Origin of the sequence: Massilia timonae CCUG 45783 (genome assembly GCF_000315425.1) — a bacterium.
GTDB classification, from domain to species: Bacteria; Pseudomonadota; Gammaproteobacteria; order Burkholderiales; family Burkholderiaceae_D; genus Telluria; species Telluria timonae.
In genome coordinates, this window is the sequence record NZ_JH992924.1 from 1,003,231 (window position 1) to 1,019,391 (window position 16,161).

The 16,161-nt window shown below is 69.9% G+C and carries 16 protein-coding genes; 12 read left to right on the forward strand and 4 right to left on the reverse strand.

What is annotated here, in order from left to right:
- Positions 1-43 precede the first annotated feature (43 nt).
- From HMPREF9710_RS19575 to HMPREF9710_RS28025, 10 genes are read left to right on the forward strand one after another with little or no spacing between them, the layout of a single operon-like run.
- Positions 44-1,231 carry a type II secretion system F family protein gene (locus HMPREF9710_RS19575; RefSeq protein WP_005669215.1) on the forward strand — a complete coding sequence of 396 codons (1,188 nt, stop codon included), beginning with the start codon at positions 44-46 and terminating at the stop codon, positions 1,229-1,231.
- Complete coding sequence (locus tag HMPREF9710_RS19580) at positions 1,228-2,913, forward strand: GspE/PulE family protein (RefSeq protein ID WP_005669217.1); 1,686 nt, start codon at positions 1,228-1,230, stop codon at positions 2,911-2,913. The genes HMPREF9710_RS19575 and HMPREF9710_RS19580 overlap by 4 nt, the downstream gene beginning before the upstream one ends.
- Complete coding sequence (locus HMPREF9710_RS19585; protein WP_040777114.1) at positions 2,906-3,721, forward strand: hypothetical protein; 816 nt, start codon at positions 2,906-2,908, stop codon at positions 3,719-3,721. Before HMPREF9710_RS19580 ends, HMPREF9710_RS19585 begins: the two co-directional genes overlap by 8 nt.
- On the forward strand, positions 3,718-4,263 hold the full coding sequence (locus tag HMPREF9710_RS19590) for a PilN domain-containing protein (RefSeq protein ID WP_005669222.1): 546 nt from the start codon (positions 3,718-3,720) through the stop codon (positions 4,261-4,263). Before HMPREF9710_RS19585 ends, HMPREF9710_RS19590 begins: the two co-directional genes overlap by 4 nt.
- On the forward strand, positions 4,260-4,820 hold the full coding sequence (locus tag HMPREF9710_RS19595; RefSeq protein WP_005669224.1) for a hypothetical protein: 561 nt from the start codon (positions 4,260-4,262) through the stop codon (positions 4,818-4,820). Before HMPREF9710_RS19590 ends, HMPREF9710_RS19595 begins: the two co-directional genes overlap by 4 nt.
- Positions 4,817-5,353, forward strand: a complete 537-nt coding sequence (locus tag HMPREF9710_RS19600; RefSeq protein ID WP_005669226.1) for a hypothetical protein — start codon at positions 4,817-4,819, stop codon at positions 5,351-5,353. Before HMPREF9710_RS19595 ends, HMPREF9710_RS19600 begins: the two co-directional genes overlap by 4 nt.
- The gene (locus tag HMPREF9710_RS19605; RefSeq protein ID WP_005669228.1) at positions 5,353-7,380 is read left to right on the forward strand and encodes a secretin GspD/PilQ domain-containing protein; all 2,028 of its coding nucleotides are present in this window, start codon (positions 5,353-5,355) and stop codon (positions 7,378-7,380) included. The genes HMPREF9710_RS19600 and HMPREF9710_RS19605 overlap by 1 nt, the downstream gene beginning before the upstream one ends.
- Positions 7,377-7,865, forward strand: a complete 489-nt coding sequence (locus HMPREF9710_RS19610) for a type II secretion system protein (protein ID WP_005669230.1) — start codon at positions 7,377-7,379, stop codon at positions 7,863-7,865. Before HMPREF9710_RS19605 ends, HMPREF9710_RS19610 begins: the two co-directional genes overlap by 4 nt.
- Positions 7,866-7,870: 5 nt before the next feature.
- Positions 7,871-8,245 (forward strand): type II secretion system protein, encoded by a 375-nt coding sequence (locus HMPREF9710_RS19615; RefSeq protein WP_143054623.1) that lies wholly within the window; start codon positions 7,871-7,873, stop codon positions 8,243-8,245.
- Positions 8,245-8,928, forward strand: a complete 684-nt coding sequence (locus tag HMPREF9710_RS28025; RefSeq protein ID WP_005669234.1) for a type II secretion system protein — start codon at positions 8,245-8,247, stop codon at positions 8,926-8,928. Before HMPREF9710_RS19615 ends, HMPREF9710_RS28025 begins: the two co-directional genes overlap by 1 nt.
- 6 nt (positions 8,929-8,934) lie before the next feature.
- Here HMPREF9710_RS28025 and HMPREF9710_RS19625 read toward each other — a convergent pair whose 3' ends face one another.
- The 3 genes from HMPREF9710_RS19625 to HMPREF9710_RS19635 form a co-directional block, all read right to left on the reverse strand.
- Positions 8,935-9,567 carry a response regulator gene (locus HMPREF9710_RS19625; protein WP_005669235.1) on the reverse strand — a complete coding sequence of 211 codons (633 nt, stop codon included), beginning with the start codon at positions 9,565-9,567 and terminating at the stop codon, positions 8,935-8,937.
- Positions 9,564-10,796, reverse strand: a complete 1,233-nt coding sequence (locus HMPREF9710_RS19630) for a sensor histidine kinase (RefSeq protein WP_051205145.1) — start codon at positions 10,794-10,796, stop codon at positions 9,564-9,566. Before HMPREF9710_RS19630 ends, HMPREF9710_RS19625 begins: the two co-directional genes overlap by 4 nt.
- Positions 10,797-10,896: 100 nt before the next feature.
- Positions 10,897-11,472 (reverse strand): outer membrane beta-barrel protein, encoded by a 576-nt coding sequence (locus HMPREF9710_RS19635; protein WP_005669239.1) that lies wholly within the window; start codon positions 11,470-11,472, stop codon positions 10,897-10,899.
- A 257-nt stretch (positions 11,473-11,729) separates the two neighbouring features.
- Here HMPREF9710_RS19635 and HMPREF9710_RS19640 point away from each other — a divergent pair, with 257 nt between their 5' ends.
- Both HMPREF9710_RS19640 and HMPREF9710_RS19645 read left to right on the forward strand, forming a co-directional pair.
- Positions 11,730-13,790, forward strand: coding sequence for a protein-disulfide reductase DsbD family protein (locus HMPREF9710_RS19640; RefSeq protein ID WP_040777117.1), 2,061 nt, complete (start codon positions 11,730-11,732; stop codon positions 13,788-13,790).
- A 23-nt stretch (positions 13,791-13,813) separates the two neighbouring features.
- Positions 13,814-14,446, forward strand: coding sequence for a redoxin domain-containing protein (locus tag HMPREF9710_RS19645; protein WP_005669244.1), 633 nt, complete (start codon positions 13,814-13,816; stop codon positions 14,444-14,446).
- An 8-nt stretch (positions 14,447-14,454) separates the two neighbouring features.
- On the opposite strand, the gene murJ is transcribed toward HMPREF9710_RS19645, so the two are convergent.
- A complete protein-coding gene (gene murJ, locus HMPREF9710_RS19650) occupies positions 14,455-16,011 on the reverse strand; it encodes a murein biosynthesis integral membrane protein MurJ (protein WP_005669246.1) in 1,557 nt (518 codons plus the stop codon).
- Positions 16,012-16,161: the final 150 nt, after the last annotated feature.

Genomic DNA, 16,161 nt, shown 5'->3' on the forward strand with positions numbered 1-16,161 from the left:
GAACGTTCCTATTTCGCTTCACCGCAACCTCGCCGGGCATCCCATGCAGTTCGCCGTTCGCACCCTCGCGCCCGACATGTCGATCTCGAACATCGTCGTCGATGCGCCCGACGCCCAGGACGCGCGCCGCCAGGTCGAGGCGCGCGGCCTGTTCGTCAGCGCCGTCGAGCCGGCGCGCGGCGCGGCGCTGGCGCGCCCGCGCGGGGGAAAGCTTTCTCTCGTGCTGTTCAGCCAGGAGCTGCTGGCGCTGCTCAACGCCGGCCTGGGCATCGTCGAAAGCCTGGAGGCCCTGCTCGAGAAGGAAGCCGCGCCCTCCACGCGCGCCGTGCTCGAGCGCCTGCTGGCCGGCCTGCGCGAGGGCAAGCGCTTTTCCAGCGTGCTGGCGGCGCAGCCGGCGCTGTTCCCCCCGCTGTACGTCGGCATCGTGCGCGCCGCCGAAGGCACCAGCGACCTGCCGCGCGCGCTGGCGCGCTACATCGACTACCAGCAGCGCATCGACACCGTGCGTTCCAAGATCGTCAGCGCCTCGATCTATCCGGTGATCCTGTTGATGGTCGGCGGCGGCGTCAGCGCCTTCCTGATCGGCTACGTGGTGCCGAAATTCGCCGAGGTCTACCACGGCGCCGGGCGCGACCTGCCGTGGATGTCGCAACTGCTGCTGGACTGGGGCCAGTTCGCGGCCGGCCACGGCGGCGCGATCCTGGTCGTCGCGGCGCTGCTGGTGGCCGGCCTGGCCGCCGCCGTGCGCCACTTGCTGCGCAGCGGCGGCATGGCGCGCCTGCTGGCGCGCCTGCCCGGCATCGGCGAGCGGGCCCGCGTCTACGAGCTGTCGCGCCTGTACCTGACCCTGGGCATGCTGACCGAGGGCGGGATCACCATCGTCGGCGCGATCGAGACGGTGCAGCCGATGGTGTCAGGCCACCTGGCGCGCAACCTGGCCGCGGCGCGCGCCGCGATCGAGGCCGGCCAGCCGCTGTCGAACGCCTTCGAGGCCCACGGCCTGACCACGCCAATCTCGCTGCGCATGCTGCGCGTGGGCGAGCGCACCGGCGACATGGGGCCGATGCTGACCCAATCCGCCGCCTTCTACGATGGCGAGATCGGACGCTGGATCGACCGCTTCACGCGGACCTTCGAGCCGCTGCTGATGGCGGCCATCGGCCTGGTGGTGGGCGCCATCGTGGTGCTGCTGTACATGCCGATCTTCGACCTGGCGGGAGACATGTCGTGAACGCGGAACCCTTCGACACGGCGCTGCTGGCGCGCGCCCGCGCCGCCGCCGCGGTCTCGCGGCGCGGCCTGGTGCTCGAGCTCGAAGCCCTGACCGGGCGCGATCCGCGCGAGCTGGTGCGCGAACTGGCCGCGCCGTTCGGCCTCGCGGTGATGGAGACCGGCGCCATGCTGGCGCTGGCCCCGGCCTTCGAACTCTTGCCGCTGGCCCAGGCGCTGTCGCGCCACTGCGCGCTGCTGCGCCACCCGGACGGGCGCCTGACCGGGGTGCTGGCCGATCCCTTCGACCTCGACCTGCAGACCTGGCTCGGGGCCCAGGCGCGCGCCAGCGCCAGGAACCCGTTGGATGTATGCCTGGCGCTGCAGTCCGACATCCAGGCCTATCTGTCGAAGCAGGAAGAGTCGGCGCGCGCCGTCGACTCGCTGGTGGGCGGCGCCCAGGACGCGCGGCGCGACGGCAAGTCCGGCACCGTGCTGTCGTTCGCCTCGGTGTCGGAAGCGGGCAGCCCGGCCGTCAAGCTGGTCAACTCCACCCTGTACGACGCATTGAAGGCCGGCGCTTCGGACATCCACCTGGAGAGCACCGCCGGCGGGCTGGCCGTCAAGTACCGGGTCGACGGCGTGCTCGATCACGCCGCCACCGTGGGCGGCATCGAGCTGGCCGAGCACATCATCTCGCGCCTGAAGGTGCTGGCCGAACTCGACATCGCCGAGCGCCGCGTGCCGCAGGACGGCAGCTTCCGGGTCGAGGCGGGCGGGCGCGACATCGACCTGCGGGTCTCGATCATGCCCAGCATCCACGGCGAGGACGCGGTGATCCGTATCCTCGACAAGCGCGCCATGATCGAGGCCTATGGCGCGCTCACGCTCGAGGCGCTGGGCTTCGACGCGCCGTCCCTGGTGAGCTTGCGCCAGCTGGCCCAGGAGGCGTACGGGATGCTGCTGGTGACCGGCCCCACCGGTTCGGGCAAGACCACCACCCTGTACGCGGCGCTGACCGAGATCCACAACGGGCGCGAGAAAATCATCACCATCGAGGACCCGGTCGAATACCAGCTGCCGGGCATCCTGCAGATTCCGGTCAACGAAAAGAAGGGCCTGACCTTCGCCAAGGGACTGCGTTCGATCCTGCGCCACGACCCCGACAAGATCATGGTGGGCGAGATCCGCGACCGCGAGACCGCCGAGATCGCGGTGCAGTCGGCCCTGACCGGCCACCTGGTGCTCACCACCGTCCACGCCAACAATGTGTTCGACGTGTTCGGCCGCTTCACCCACATGGGCATCGATCCGTATGCCTTCGTCTCGGCCCTGAACGGCATCTGGGCCCAGCGCCTGATCCGCATGTGCTGCCCGCGCTGCGCCGAGCGCTACGAGCCGGACGCGCACGAGCTGGCCTCGGTGCACCTGGCGCGCGAAGAAGTGGCGGACTATGTCTTCATGCGCGGCAAGGGCTGCGGCGACTGCCGTGGCACCGGCTACAAGGGCCGCCGTTCGATCGCCGAAATCCTGACCCTGAACGACGAGATCCGCGAACTGATCGTCGACAAGCAGCCGATCCGCCGCATCAAGGCCGCGGCCCACGCCAACGGCACCCGCAGCCTGCGCCTGGCGGCGCTCGACCTGGTGCGGCGCGGCGCCACCACGATCGACGAGATCAAGCGGGTGACCCTGCATGCGTAGACTGCATTTTCCTCCCATCGGACAAGCCTTGCGCCTGGGCGTGGCCGCGGGCGGCCTGGCCCTGGTCAAGACCAGCCGCCTGTTCGGCGGCGCGCCGCTGGCCTTGTCGGAACAGCCGCTCGACCTGTTCGCGCCCGACGCGCTGGCGCGTGGCCTCCCGATGCTGTTTGCCGACCTGCCGGTCAAGGGCTGGCCGGTGAGCGTGGTGCTGGCCGACGAGCTGGTGCGCCTGTGGCAAGTGCCGCCGCCGCCGGGCGCCACCCGCATGGGCGACCTGGAGGCGGCCGCCGCGCTGCGCTTCCAGCACCTGTTCGGGGCGTCCGGCGCCGACTGGAAGATCAGCGCCGACTGGGATGCGGTCGATCCCTTCCTGGCCGCTGCGGCGCCCGTGGCGCTGCTCGACGCGCTGGCGGCGGCCGCCCGGGAGCACGGTTTCCACCTGGTCGAGGTGAGCCCGCAATTCGTCGCCGCCATGAACGCCTGGCGTCGCGAACGCCGGCCCGGCGCCTGGTTCGGCCTGGTCCATGGCGGCGTGCTGTCGCTCGCGGCCTACGAGGGCCGCAAGCTGGCGGCGGTGAGAAGCGCCCCGATCCCGGCGGGGGCCGACCGCGACTGGCTCGAATCCCATATTGCGCGCGAAGCGCTGCGGGTCGGAATCGCGCGGCCCGAGCGTCTGCAGCTTTCCGGCGCGGCGCCCGCCGCCTGGGCCAGCAGTCCGGGACGGCTGAAATTCGCCTGCAGCCTGCTCGAGCAGCTTGATGACTGGTCGGAACTGGCGCGCCTGGCCCGCACCGGGGTGCCGGCATGAAGCGCACCCGCATCGATTTCGCGCCGCCCAGCCTGCGCCGCACGCTGTTTCGCGCGCCGCCGACCCTGGCCTATACGCTGCCGGGCGTGCTGGCGCTGTGCATCCCGGCGCTGTTCATGACCCAGCGCTATTTTGAACAGCAGGAAGAAGTGCGCGATCTGCAGGCGGCGCTGGCCGCGCGCAGCGCGCCGGCGCTAGTTGCCGCGCCGCCGGCCGCGCCGATCGCCGTGTCTCCGACCCAGGCCGGGGCCGTCAATGCCGCCATCCTGCAACTGAACCTGCCGTGGCGCGACCTGGCGGCGGCGCTGGGCGAAGCCACGCCGAACACGATCGCACTGCTGGCGCTGGAACCGGACGCGAAGCGGCGCACGGTGCGCATCAGCGCCGAGGCGCGCTCGAGCGACGAGATGCTGGCCTATATCACGCGCCTGCAGGCCGAGGAATGGTTCAGCAGCGTGGTGCTGCTGCGCCACGAGGTGATGGAGCAGGACCCGAACCGCCCGTTGCGGTTCCAGGTCAGCGTGCAGTGGGAGAGCGCGTGAAGACGGGCGCACTGCTGCTGCGCGCGCGCCTGCTGCTGGCGCGCGTCGATCCGCTGGTGGCCCTGGTGCTGGCGCTGATGCTGGCTGGCGCCGCGGTCCAGGCGGCGCTGGTGCCGGCGCGCGCGCGACTGGACGCGGAATACGAGGCGGCGCGCCGGGCGGCGCGCACGCCGCTGCCGCCGCAGCCTGTCCCGGCGGCGGCGCCGCCCAGCAGCGACCAGAATCTGCGGCACTTCTATGCGACCCTGGGCGAGCGCCGCGGCGTGGAGCGTCAGTTGAAGGAAGTGTTCGCGCTGGCCGAGCGCCACGGCCTGGCGCTGCGCCAGGGCGAATACCGGGCCACCAACGACCGCAATGCGAAGCTGGTGGCCTACCAGGTCAACCTGCCGGTGAAGGGCAGTTATGGCGCGATCTGGGAATTCGCGATGGACGTGCTGCGCGCGATTCCGCATGCCTCGCTGGACGACGTGGCTTTTCGCCGCGACAGCGTGGGCGAGGCCGGGGTCGAGGCGCGCCTGCGCCTGACCTTCTATCTCACGGAAGGAAGCAAGTCGTGAAGCCGCGCCACATTGCCATGGGCGTGGCGCTGGCGCTGGCCGCCGGCCTGGTCGTCTTTGGCGACAACGCGCCGGAGACGGAACTGGCCGAGCCGGTCGAGCGCGCGGCTGCCACGGCCCCCTTGCGCAGCGCCGCGCCGGCCATCAGGAAAACCGGCGACGACGTGGCCATCGCGCGCCTGATCCCGCGCGAGACCTTGATCGGCGCCAGCGGCGACCGCTTCGGGGAAGGGGAGAATAGCCTGTTCGCGCGCCATGACTGGACGCCGCCGCCGCCGCCGCCATCGAACGAGCCACCGCCCCCGCCACCGCCGCCGAGCGCGCCGCCGCTGCCGTTCACCTATCTCGGCAAGTCGCTGCAGGACGGTGTGTGGCAAATCTACCTGGCGCGCGGCGAACGCACCTATCTCGTGCAAGATGGCGAAACCATCGATGGCACCTACCGCGTGGACGCGATCCGTCCACCGGTGCTGACCCTGACTTACCTGCCGCTGGAACAACGACAGCAGCTCAATATTGGAGTATTCGACTGATGGTGCGAACCCGGATTCAAGGTCTTGGCCTGCTGCTGCTTCCACTGCTGCTGGCAGGCTGCGCGGCCCAGCGCGCCTACCAGGAAGGCAATGAGCTGGTGGCGCGGGACCAGGTGGGCGCCGGCCTGGCCAAGTACCAGGAAGCGCTGGCGTCCGAGCCGGACAACCCGGTCTACCGGGCGGCCTTCCTGCGCGCGCGCGACAACGCCACCGCGCGCCTGGTGGACCAGGCCGAGCGCGCGCTGGCGGCCGGCCAGGTCGACCTGGCGACCCAGGATTTCCGCCGCGTGCTGGCGATCGACCCCGTCAACGACCGCGCCCGCGCCGGGCTGCGCCAGGTCGAGGCCGAGCGCCGCCACGCGGCCGCCATCGTCGAAGCGCGCGCCGCCCTCGACAAGGACGAACCCGAGACCGCGCGGCAACTATTGGCGGCGGTGCTCACCGAACGCCCCGCGCACGAGGCGGCGCGCCAGCTGATGCAGGAAGTCGACGCCAAGGCGGCGGCCGCGCCGAAGGGCCAGGCGGCGCTGGCGGCCAGCTACCGCAAACCCATCAGCCTGGAGTTCCGCGAGGCGCCGCTCAAGCAGGTGTTCGAGGTCATCGCGCGCCATTCGGGCCTGAACTTCATCTTCGACAAGGACGTCAAGGCCGACACCCGCACCTCGATCTTCCTCAAGAACAGCACGGTCGAGGCGGCGGTGTATTACCTGTTGATGACCAACCAGCTCGAGCGCCAGGTCATGGACGGCAACACGGTCCTGATCTACCCGAACGTGGCGGCCAAGGTCCGCGAATACCAGGAGATGACGGTCAAGACCTTCTTCCTGGCCAATGCCGAAGCCAAGAGCATCGCCAACACGTTCAAGACCATCCTCAAGGCGCGCGACGTGGTGGTGGACGAGAAGCTGAACCTGGTGATCCTGCGCGACAACCCGGAAGCGATCCGCATCGCCACCCAGCTGGTGGCCCTGCAGGACGTGCCCGAGCCCGAGGTCATGCTCGACGTCGAGGTGCTCGAGATCCGCCGCAGCAGCGTGATGGACCTCGGCATCGCCTGGCCGGCGGGGCTCTCGTTCACGCCGCTGCAGACGCTGAACGGCGCCCCGCTGACGATCGACGACCTGCGCAACTTCAACAGCAGCAATATCGAGGTGAGCGGCATTGGCGCGTCGCTCAACGCCAACAAGACCGACGGCGACACCAATACCCTGGCCAATCCGCGCATCCGCGTGCGCAACAAAGAGAAAGCCAAGGTCGTCATCGGCGACAAGATCCCGAACATCTCGGCCACGGTGTCGTCCGGCATCGGCGGCTTCGCTTCCGAGAATATCAACTACATCGACGTCGGCCTGACCCTGAACGTGGAGCCGACCATCTACCTCAACAACGAGGTGGCGATCCGCATCGGGCTCGAGGTCAGCAGCCTGGGCGAATCGGTGCGCACCACCAGCGGCACCGTGGCCTACCGCATCGGCACCCGTTCGGCCAACACGCTCCTGCAACTGAAGGATGGCGAGAACCAGGTGCTGGCGGGCCTGATCAGCAACGAAGACCGCAGCAGCGGCAGCAAGGTGCCGGGCATCGGCGAGCTGCCGGTGGTCGGCCGCCTGTTCGGCAGCCAGCGCGACCAGCGCGACCGCACCGAGATCGTGCTGTCGATCACGCCGCGCATCGTGCGCGCCGTGCAGCGCCCGCCGGCGTCGGCGTCGGAATTCGGCGCCGGCACCGAGGCCAGCTTCCGGCGCCGGCCCGACAACGTGGTGCGGGTGCAGGTCACGGGTTCGCCGATCCGCGCGCCAGCCCCGGCGCCGGCGGTCGAAACGACCCCGGTCGCGCCGCCGCCGGACGCTACCCCGAGCTTCTCGGTGCCGCCATCCGCCTTGCCGGCCACGCCGCAACTGGGCTCGCCGCCATCGGCGCCGCCGGGCGCGCCGGCGCCGCCGCCTGAACCGGCGCCGGCGCCCGAACCCGAGGTCGTGCCGGCCGCCTACCCGCCGGGCGTCAATCCGCCGATCCCGCAGCGATGAAGGTGCAGGCGCGGCGCGCAGCCACTGGATTCACGCTGATCGAACTGCTGGTCACGCTGGCCATCCTCGCGCTGCTGGGCACCCTGGTGCTGCCGGTGGCCGAGGTCACGGTGCAGCGCCGCGACGAACAGGAACTGCGGCGCGCGCTGCGCGAGATCCGCGCCGGCCTGGACGCCTACAAGAAGGCCGGCGACGAAGGCCGCGTGAGCAAGGCGGCGGACGCCAGCGGCTACCCGGAACGCCTGGAGCTGCTGGTCGAAGGCGTGCCCGACCTGCGCAGCCCGAAGCAGGCCAACATCTACTTTTTGCGGCGCCTGCCGCGCGACCCCTTCAATCCCGATGCCGAGCTGTCGGACGCCGCCACCTGGGGCAAGCGCAGCTACGCCAGCGAGCCCGACGAGCCGAAGGAGGGCGACGACGTCTACGACGTGTATTCGACCTCGCAGCGCATTGGCCTGAACGGCATCCCCTACAACAAATGGTGAACCCGATGAGACCACGCCGCGGCTTCACGCTGATCGAACTGCTGGTGGTGCTGGGCATCGTGGCCCTGCTGCTGACGCTGGCCGTGCCGCGCTTCTTCCCCAGCATCGACGGCGCGAAAGAGACCATCCTGGCCGACAACCTGCGCAATACGCGCGCCGTGGTCGACCAGTACCGCTCCGACACCGGGCGCTATCCGGAATCGCTCGAGCAGCTGGTCGACGAAAAATACCTGCGCGAGATCCCGCTCGACCCGGTCACCGAAAGCCGCGAGACCTGGATACTCGAGGCGCCGCAGGACGGCGAGCAGGGGGGCTTTTCCAACCTGCGCAGCGGCGCGCCCGGCAACGACCGGCGCGGGCGTCCCTACCTGGAGTGGTAGTGAAAGCGCGGCGCCAGGCCGGTTTCACCTATCTCGGCCTGATCATCTTCGTGGCCATCATCGGCCTGGTGGGGGCGGCCACGCTCAAGATCGGTTCGCTCCTGCAGCGCGCCGCCGCCGAGGAAGAACTGCTGGAGATCGGCGCCGCCTTCAGCGCCGCGCTCGACAGCTACGCCGCCGCCACCCCGCGCGGCGGCTCGCCGTATCCGCCGTCGCTGGCCGAACTGCTGAAAGACCCGCGCTCGCCCGCCGTGCGGCGCCACCTGCGCAAGGTCTATGTCGATCCGCTGACCGGCAAGGCCGAGTGGGGCATCGTCTACCTGGGCGGCGGCGAGACCGGCGTGGTCGCCATCCACAGCCTGTCGACCGCCAGGCCGCTGAAGATCGCGAACTTCGACAGCCGCTTCAAGGGCCTGGATAACAAGGAGATGATCTCGGAGTGGCGCTTCAGCGCGGGCGAGCGCAGCCTGGCGCCTGCCGTCCCGACGACGCAGTCGGGCGGGCCGGGCGCGCCGCCGGCGCCACCGGTCCAGGAACCGGCGCCGGCCGTGGCGCCGCCGCCGCCCGCACCCGCACCGGAAGCCGAGCCGGAACCCCAACCCGTGCCCGAACCCGAACCCGAGCCCGAACCCGAGCCCGAGCCCGAGCCCGAGCCGGCGGAACAAGCCGCGTCGCCAGCCTAGGCGGCGTCAGACGAGTTCGAGCTCGATGCCGCGCAGGACCGCGCGTACGCGGTCGCGTACGCCGAGCTTGGACAGGATGCTCGACACATGGTTCTTGACCGTGCCCTCGCTCACGCCGAGGGCGGCGCCGATCTCGGCGTTACTGAGTCCGCCGGCCATCAGGGCGAGGATCTCGATTTCGCGGCGCGTCAGTCCGGCCGCGCCGGCGGCTGCTGTTGCGCCATGCGTGCGCTGGTAGGATGCCCGCACGCGTTCCGTCATGCCGGGCCGGAACAGGGTGGCGCCGCCGGCCACGGCGCGCAGGCCCTCCGCGAGCCGTTCCAGCGAAATGTCCTTCAGCAGGAAGCCGCGCGCACCAAGGCGCATCGCCTCGAACAGGACCGCGTCGTCGTCGAACGTCGTCAACATGATCGTCGGCGGCAGCGCGGCGCTCTGGCGGCGCAACAGGTCGATCCCTTCACAGCCCGGCATGCGCACGTCGAGCAGGAGCACGTCCAGCGCGTGCGTGGCCAGCATCGCGCGCGCCGCGTCGACGTCGGCCGCTTCCGCGACCACGCGGATGTCGTCGGTCAGGTCCAGCAGCCCGCGGATGCCGCTGCGCACCAGGGTCTGGTCGTCGACCAGGCCGACGCGGATCATGCCGCGCTCCCGGCCTGCGGCACGCGCATCTCGAGACTGAATCCCTTGCCCTCATCGGGCCCGCAGCTCAGCGTGCCGCCCAGTTCGGCCAGGCGCTCGCGCATGCCGCGCAGGCCGTTGCCTTCGGCGGCGCCGGGCTTGCCGCAGCCGTCGTCGGCGACGCGGGCAACCGTCATGCCGTCGCGGTTCTCGAGGACGATGTCCAGACGCCTTGCTTGCGCGTGGCGCAGCGTGTTCGTGATGGCTTCCTGGATGCAGCAAAACAGCGCGTGCGCCACCGGCGTCGGCTGGCATGCGGCTGCGGCGTCGACGCGCAGGTCGACCTTCAAGGCCGGAAGCCCCGCGCACAGCATCCGCAAGGCCTGCGCCAGGTCGATCGGGCGGTCATCGCGCGTGCTGGTGACGACGCCGCGCACCTGGGCCAGCAGATCCTGGCTGACGGCGCGCGCCGTCGGCAGGGCAGGCGGGGCGGCGCTGCCGGCCTGGCGCAGCGCCAGGTCGAGATGCAGGTTCAGGGCCGTCAGGTGATGGCCGACCGTGTCGTGCAGGTCGCGTGCGATGCGCAGGCGCTCGCTGCCGCGCACGGTGTCGGCCAGCAGCGACTGGGTGGCCAGCACCTGGGCATGGGCGGCAGCCAGCGCCTGGCGCGTGCGGCGTTCGTACAGGACCAGGCGGCCGACGGCGGCGAAGCCGGCGACGACGACGGCGCGCTCGGCGCACAGGTAACCCAGCAGCGACCACTGCGCCGGCTGCGCCTGGCGCTGCGCGAGGTCGAGCACCAGCAGCAGATCGACGCCGGCGCCCAGCAGGTACTGGATGGCCAGCCACGCCAGCGCCGTGCGCAGCGGCAGCAGCATGCCGATCTGGACGGCCACCAGCAGGTGGAAGGGCGTGGAATCGAGCGCCAGCGCGCACGCCATCTGCAGCGCCAGCAGCGCCGCACGCCGCCGTGGCAGGCGGGCCGCGCAGGCGGCGGCGGCCGCCGCCACGGCAAGCACGGCCACCGCCGTCTTGGCGATCGCATAGCACTGGAACACGGCCGGCCGCTGCGCGCCGCCAGTCCAGGCCAGCCAGTCCTGTGTCCCGACGACAGCCGCCAGCGCGGCCAGGCCGATCGGGTTGTGCAGCGGCGCCCGCTCCACGCCGGCGGCCAGGACGGCGGCGATGTCCAGCACCGCGAACAGCAGCGCGGCGACGCCGGCGAACGCCCAGGGTGGAATATGCGGCATGCTGGGGGCGGTGGGCGCGGGCATCATTGTTCGCATGGGGAAAGGGAGCAGTATTTTCGCAGATGCACTGAGGAAAGTCTGCTCGTTCTTGCCGGCGCCATCAGAAGCCGAACTGGACGCCGAGCTGCGCGCGGTTCTGGACGAAGCGGCGGTTCCCTTCGCGCACGCGGCCGTAGTGTTCCAGCTCGGCCGTCAGCGCCACCTGGTCGGACACGCGCCAGGCGACGCCGGCCCCCACCATCGGCTTGACGGCGGTCACGTGGAAGTCTTGCGCGCCGGCGCCGGTGAGCTCGAACCGGTTGCGCGCCACGCCAAGCCTGGCGAACAGGTCGACCGATGCCCCGACGGCGACCTTGCCGCGCAGCGCCGCATAGAAGGCGCTCATCCCGGCGCGCGGATCGGTGGCCACGCCGAAGCGCGCGCCGTCGAAGCGGAGCTTGCCCGTCGTGCCAGCGTAACCGCCCTCGATGGCGAGGTGCCGGTTCAAGTCGTAGCCGGCATAGCCCTTGAACGCGACGACGTCGTTGTCACGGTCGACACGCTGGCCATCGCCGTTGGTGACGCTGGCTTTCGAAGGCCCGACGGCGAGGCCGATGTAGCCGCGCTCCTGCGCGCGTGCGGCGCCGGCGACGGCGAGAATGGCGATGAGGACGGCGGCATGGACGAATTTTTGCATGGTTGTTTTTCCGGTTCTGGTTGAATCGCGGCGCCCCCGAGGCGCTGCGAGTGGGGCGATTATCCGAAGCCGCGCGAAGGTCCGCATGTGCCGAAAGTCAGGATGCGAATCGGTGTCTTTACAGTATCGGGATGATTGCCGGGCGACGCGGGAACGTGTTAGCTTTGTCACCGACCGTCGAACCCATTGATTGACCCACGCATTAGCAACTGATGCCCGGATCTTTTCTAACCGCCGCCCGGTCTTCCTGGCGCACCTTGATCGCTGCACTGTCTCTCGTATTGACGCCGGCGCTGGCCGTGGCGGCAGAGAGCAATGTGCAGCAAAGCCCGCGCGCCACGGTGTCGCTGGTGAGCGAATACGCCGCCGTGAGTCCGGGCCAGGCGTTGCGCATCGGCCTGCGCCAGCGCCTGGCGCCGCACTGGCACACTTACTGGAAGAATCCCGGCGACGCCGGTTCGCCGCCGAGCATCGCATTCAATGCGCCGCCAGGAGCCACGGTCGGCGAGATCGCCTGGCCGGGCCCCGACCGCTTCATCATCGGTCCGGTCGCCAGCTACGGCTACGAGAACGAGATCGTGTTTCCGATGACCCTGACGGTGCCGCGGGATGCGCGGCCCGGCAGCCAGCTGGTTCTCGAGGCCGATGCCGACTGGGTGGTGTGCGAGAAGGAGTGCATTCCCGAGGAAGGCAAGTTCCGCCTGGCCTTGCCGGTCGAGGCGAGCGCACGTCCGGCCAGCGCCGGGATCCTGGCCGCCTTCAAGAGCGCCGACGCGCGCCAGCCGCAGCCGCAGCCTGCCGACTGGCGCGCCTCGGTGAGCGCCGGCGAATCGACCTTGCAACTGGCGGTCGAGGGCGAAGGCATTTCGCCGGCATCCGTGCGATCGGCGCTGTACTTCCCGGACAGCTGGGGCGTCGTCGACCACGTGGCCGACCAGGCCCTGACAGTGGAAGAGGGCAGGCTCACGCTGGCGACGACCAAGGGCCAGGGCTACACGCCGGGGCCATCCGCCGGCCTGCTGGCGATCACGGACGGCGGCGGACAGAAACGCTGGTTCGCGCTCGAGCTCACGCCGGCCGCTCCCGCGCCCGCCACCGGGGCGCCGGCCGCGTTGCCGCTGTGGCAGATGGCCTTGTTCGCCTTCCTGGGCGGCCTGATCCTGAACCTGATGCCCTGCGTGTTCCCGGTGCTGGCGATCAAGGCCACGGCGGTGGCCGGCATGTCGGGCGGCGACCGGCGCGCGGTCCGCCTGTCCGGCCTGTTCTATACGCTTGGCGTGCTGGCCGCCTTCATGGCGCTGGCCCTGGCCTTGCTGGCCGTGCGTCTGGGGGGCAGCGCGGTCGGCTGGGGCTTCCAGTTCCAGTCGCCGCTGTTCGTGGCGGCGATGTCCTGGCTGATGCTGGCGATCGGCCTGAATTTGTCCGGCGTGTTCGAGGTGGGCGGCGCACTTGCCGGCGCGGGCCAGGGCCTCGCCGAGCGCAAGGGCCATGCCGGCAGCTTCTTCACCGGCCTGCTGGCGGTGGTGGTGGCCACGCCCTGCACCGCGCCGTTCATGGGTGCCGCGATCGGCTCGGCGCTGGTGGCGCCCGCTTATGTCAGCCTGGCGGTGTTCGCGACGATGGGCCTCGGCCTGGCCCTGCCGTTCCTGCTGCTCGGGATGTTCCCGGCGCTCGCCCGGCGCCTGCCGCGGCCCGGCGCGTGGATGGTGACGCTGCGCCAGGCGATGGCCTTCCCGATGTATGCGACCGCCGCCTGGCTGCTGTGGGTGCTGGCCCAGCAGGCGGGCGAGGCAGGCCTGCGCATGGCGCTCGCCGGGCTGGTGCTGGTGGGCCTGGTGGCCTGGCTGGTCGGCCTCGGCCAGCATGGGACCAGGAAGCGCTGGTGGCCGCGCGGGGCGGCAGTGGCCGGCGTTGCCGGCATCGTGGGCCTGATGGCCGCGCTGCATGGCGCCGGGCCGGTGGCCGCGGCCCCTGCGCAATCCATGCAGGCCGAACCCTACAGCGCCGAGCGCCTGGCCTTTCTCCGCGCCGAAGGTAAACCGGTATTCGTCAACATGACCGCGGCCTGGTGCATCACCTGCCTGGTGAACGAGCGCACGACCTTGTCGACGGCCGCCGTCCAGCAGGCGATGCGCGAGCGCGGCGTGGTCTACATGAAGGGCGACTGGACCAACCGCGATCCCGCCATCACGGCGTTTTTACAATCGTTCCAGCGCGACGGCCTGCCGTTTTATGCCTTCTACCCGGCCAGGAAAGAGCCGGTGGTCCTGCCGCCGGTGCTGACCCAGTCCATCGTCACCGAGTCGTTCGAGCAGTAATCATTTACTCACAAGGAGAGATCATGAAAGCTTCCCCACGTCGCGCCATGCTGCGCACCACGGTATCGATGGCCGCCCTGCTGCTGGGCGCCGCTGCGGCGCCGGCGTTCGCCGCGCCCGCCATCGGCCAGCCGGCCCCCGCCTTCACGGCCGTCGACAGCAAGGGCAAGCAGCACAGCCTGGTCGACTACAAGGGCAAGGTCGTGGTGCTGGAATGGACCAACCACGATTGCCCTTACGTGAAGAAGCACTACCAGGCGAACATGCCGGCCCTGCAGAAGCAGGCGCAGGATGCGGGCGTGGTGTGGCTGAGCGTGATTTCGTCGGCGCCGGGCGAGCAGGGCCATGTGGACGGCAAGAAGGCCGACGAGCTGACCGCCAGCCGCAATGCCGCGCCGACGGCGGTGCTGCTCGACCCGCAAGGCACGGTCGGCAAGGCGTATGACGCGCGCACCACGCCGCACATGTACGTGATCGATGCGAAAGGCGTGCTGCGCTACGCGGGCGGCATCGACAGCATCGCGTCGGCCAAGCTGGAAGACATCGAGAAGGCCAGTCCGCTGTTCAAGACCGCGATGGAAGCGGTCGTGAAGGGCGGGAACGTGGCCCAGGCCACCACCCGTCCTTACGGCTGCAACGTCAAGTACAAGTCCTGATCGCGGACTCAGGCCGCGCGGCGCCGGAAGTCGCGCGGCCGGAAGCCCAGCACGGCCAGCACGGCGAAATAGGCGAAGGCGCAGGCGCCGATGATGGCGAGCAGGGCGCCGATGCGCAGGCCAGGGGTCGCCTTCATCGCCGCCCAGTCGAACTGCGCCTGGCCGAACCAGGCCAGCACCCCCATCACGCCGACCGCGACGGCCAGCTTGATGAAGAATTTCAGCCAGCCCGGCTGCGGCGCATAGATGCCGCGCCGGCGCAGGCCCACGTACAGGCAGGTGGCGTTGATGCAGGCGCCCAGGCCGATCGACAGGGCCAGGCCCGCCACCCCCAGGTCGAGCAGGTACACGAACAGCAGGTTCATCAGCTGGGTCGCGAACAGCACCATGATCGCGATGCGCACCGGCGTCTTGACGTCCTGGCGCGCATAGAAGGCCGGCGCCAGGATTTTCACGAGGATGATGCCGAGCAGGCCGGCACTGTAGGCCATCAGGGGCATGGCCGAGTTGGCCAGCGCCGCATCGTCGAATTTGCCGTAGTGGAAGAGGGTGGCGATCATCGGCTCGGCCAGCGTCGCCAGGCCCACCGCCGCCGGCAGCGCCAGCAGGAAGGTCAGGCGCAGGCCCCAGTTGAGCAGGGCCGCATACTCTTCGGTATTGCCTTCGCTATTGGCTTTCGACAGCGACGGCAGCAGGATGGTGCCCAGGGCCACGCCCAGCATCGCGGTCGGAAATTCCATCAGGCGGTCGGCATACTGCAGGGCCGAGACGGCGCCGGCCGCCAGGCTGGCGGCGATGCCGGTATTGATCAGCAGGCTGATCTGGGCCGCCGACACCGCGAACACGGCCGGGCCCATCTTTCTGAGCATGCGCCGCACGCCTGCGTCGCGCAGGCCGTGCATCGGGTTGAGCGAGATGCGCGGCAACATGCCGATCTTGACCAGCGAAGGAATCTGGATCGCCACCTGCAACAGGCCGCCGACGCAGACCGCGATCGCCATCGCATAGATCGGCTGCTCCAGGTAGTTGACCAGCACCAGCGAGGCGAAGATGAAGGACAGGTTCAGCAACACAGGGGTAAAAGCAGGCACCTTGAACTGGCGCCAGGTATTCAGGATGCCGCCGGCCAGGGCCACGAAGGACATGCAGGCGATGTACGGAAACATCATCTGCGTCATGATCACCGAGGCGTCGTAGGCGCCGGGTGTCTCGCGCAGGTCGCCGGCGAGCAGCGTGATCAGGAGCGGGGCGCCGACGATGCCGACGATGCTGGTCAGCACCGTGGCCCAGATCAGGGCGGTGGCGACGTGGTCGACCAGGGTCTTGGTGGCCCCTTCGCCATGCTGGGTTTTATATTCCGACAAGATCGGCACGAAGGCCTGCGAGAACGCGCCTTCGGCGAACAGGCGGCGCAGCAGGTTCGGCAGGCGGAAGGCGATGATGAAGGCATCGGTATAGGCCGAGGCGCCGAAGGCGCGCGCGAACAGGCTTTCGCGCAGCAGGCCGGTGACGCGCGACAGCATGGTCATGCTGGAGATGGCGGCGAGGGTTCTGAGCAGGTTCATGGCGCAAGATTATACTTGGGCAACTCGTCCGTACGGACACGAATGACAGGTATCGGACGGTGCTCCGAAAGGCACAGTAAACCGACAATCTTTGAATTATGAATTGCTCCGAATTGAAACCTTCGCTATAATCGTGGGCTGTACTGAATT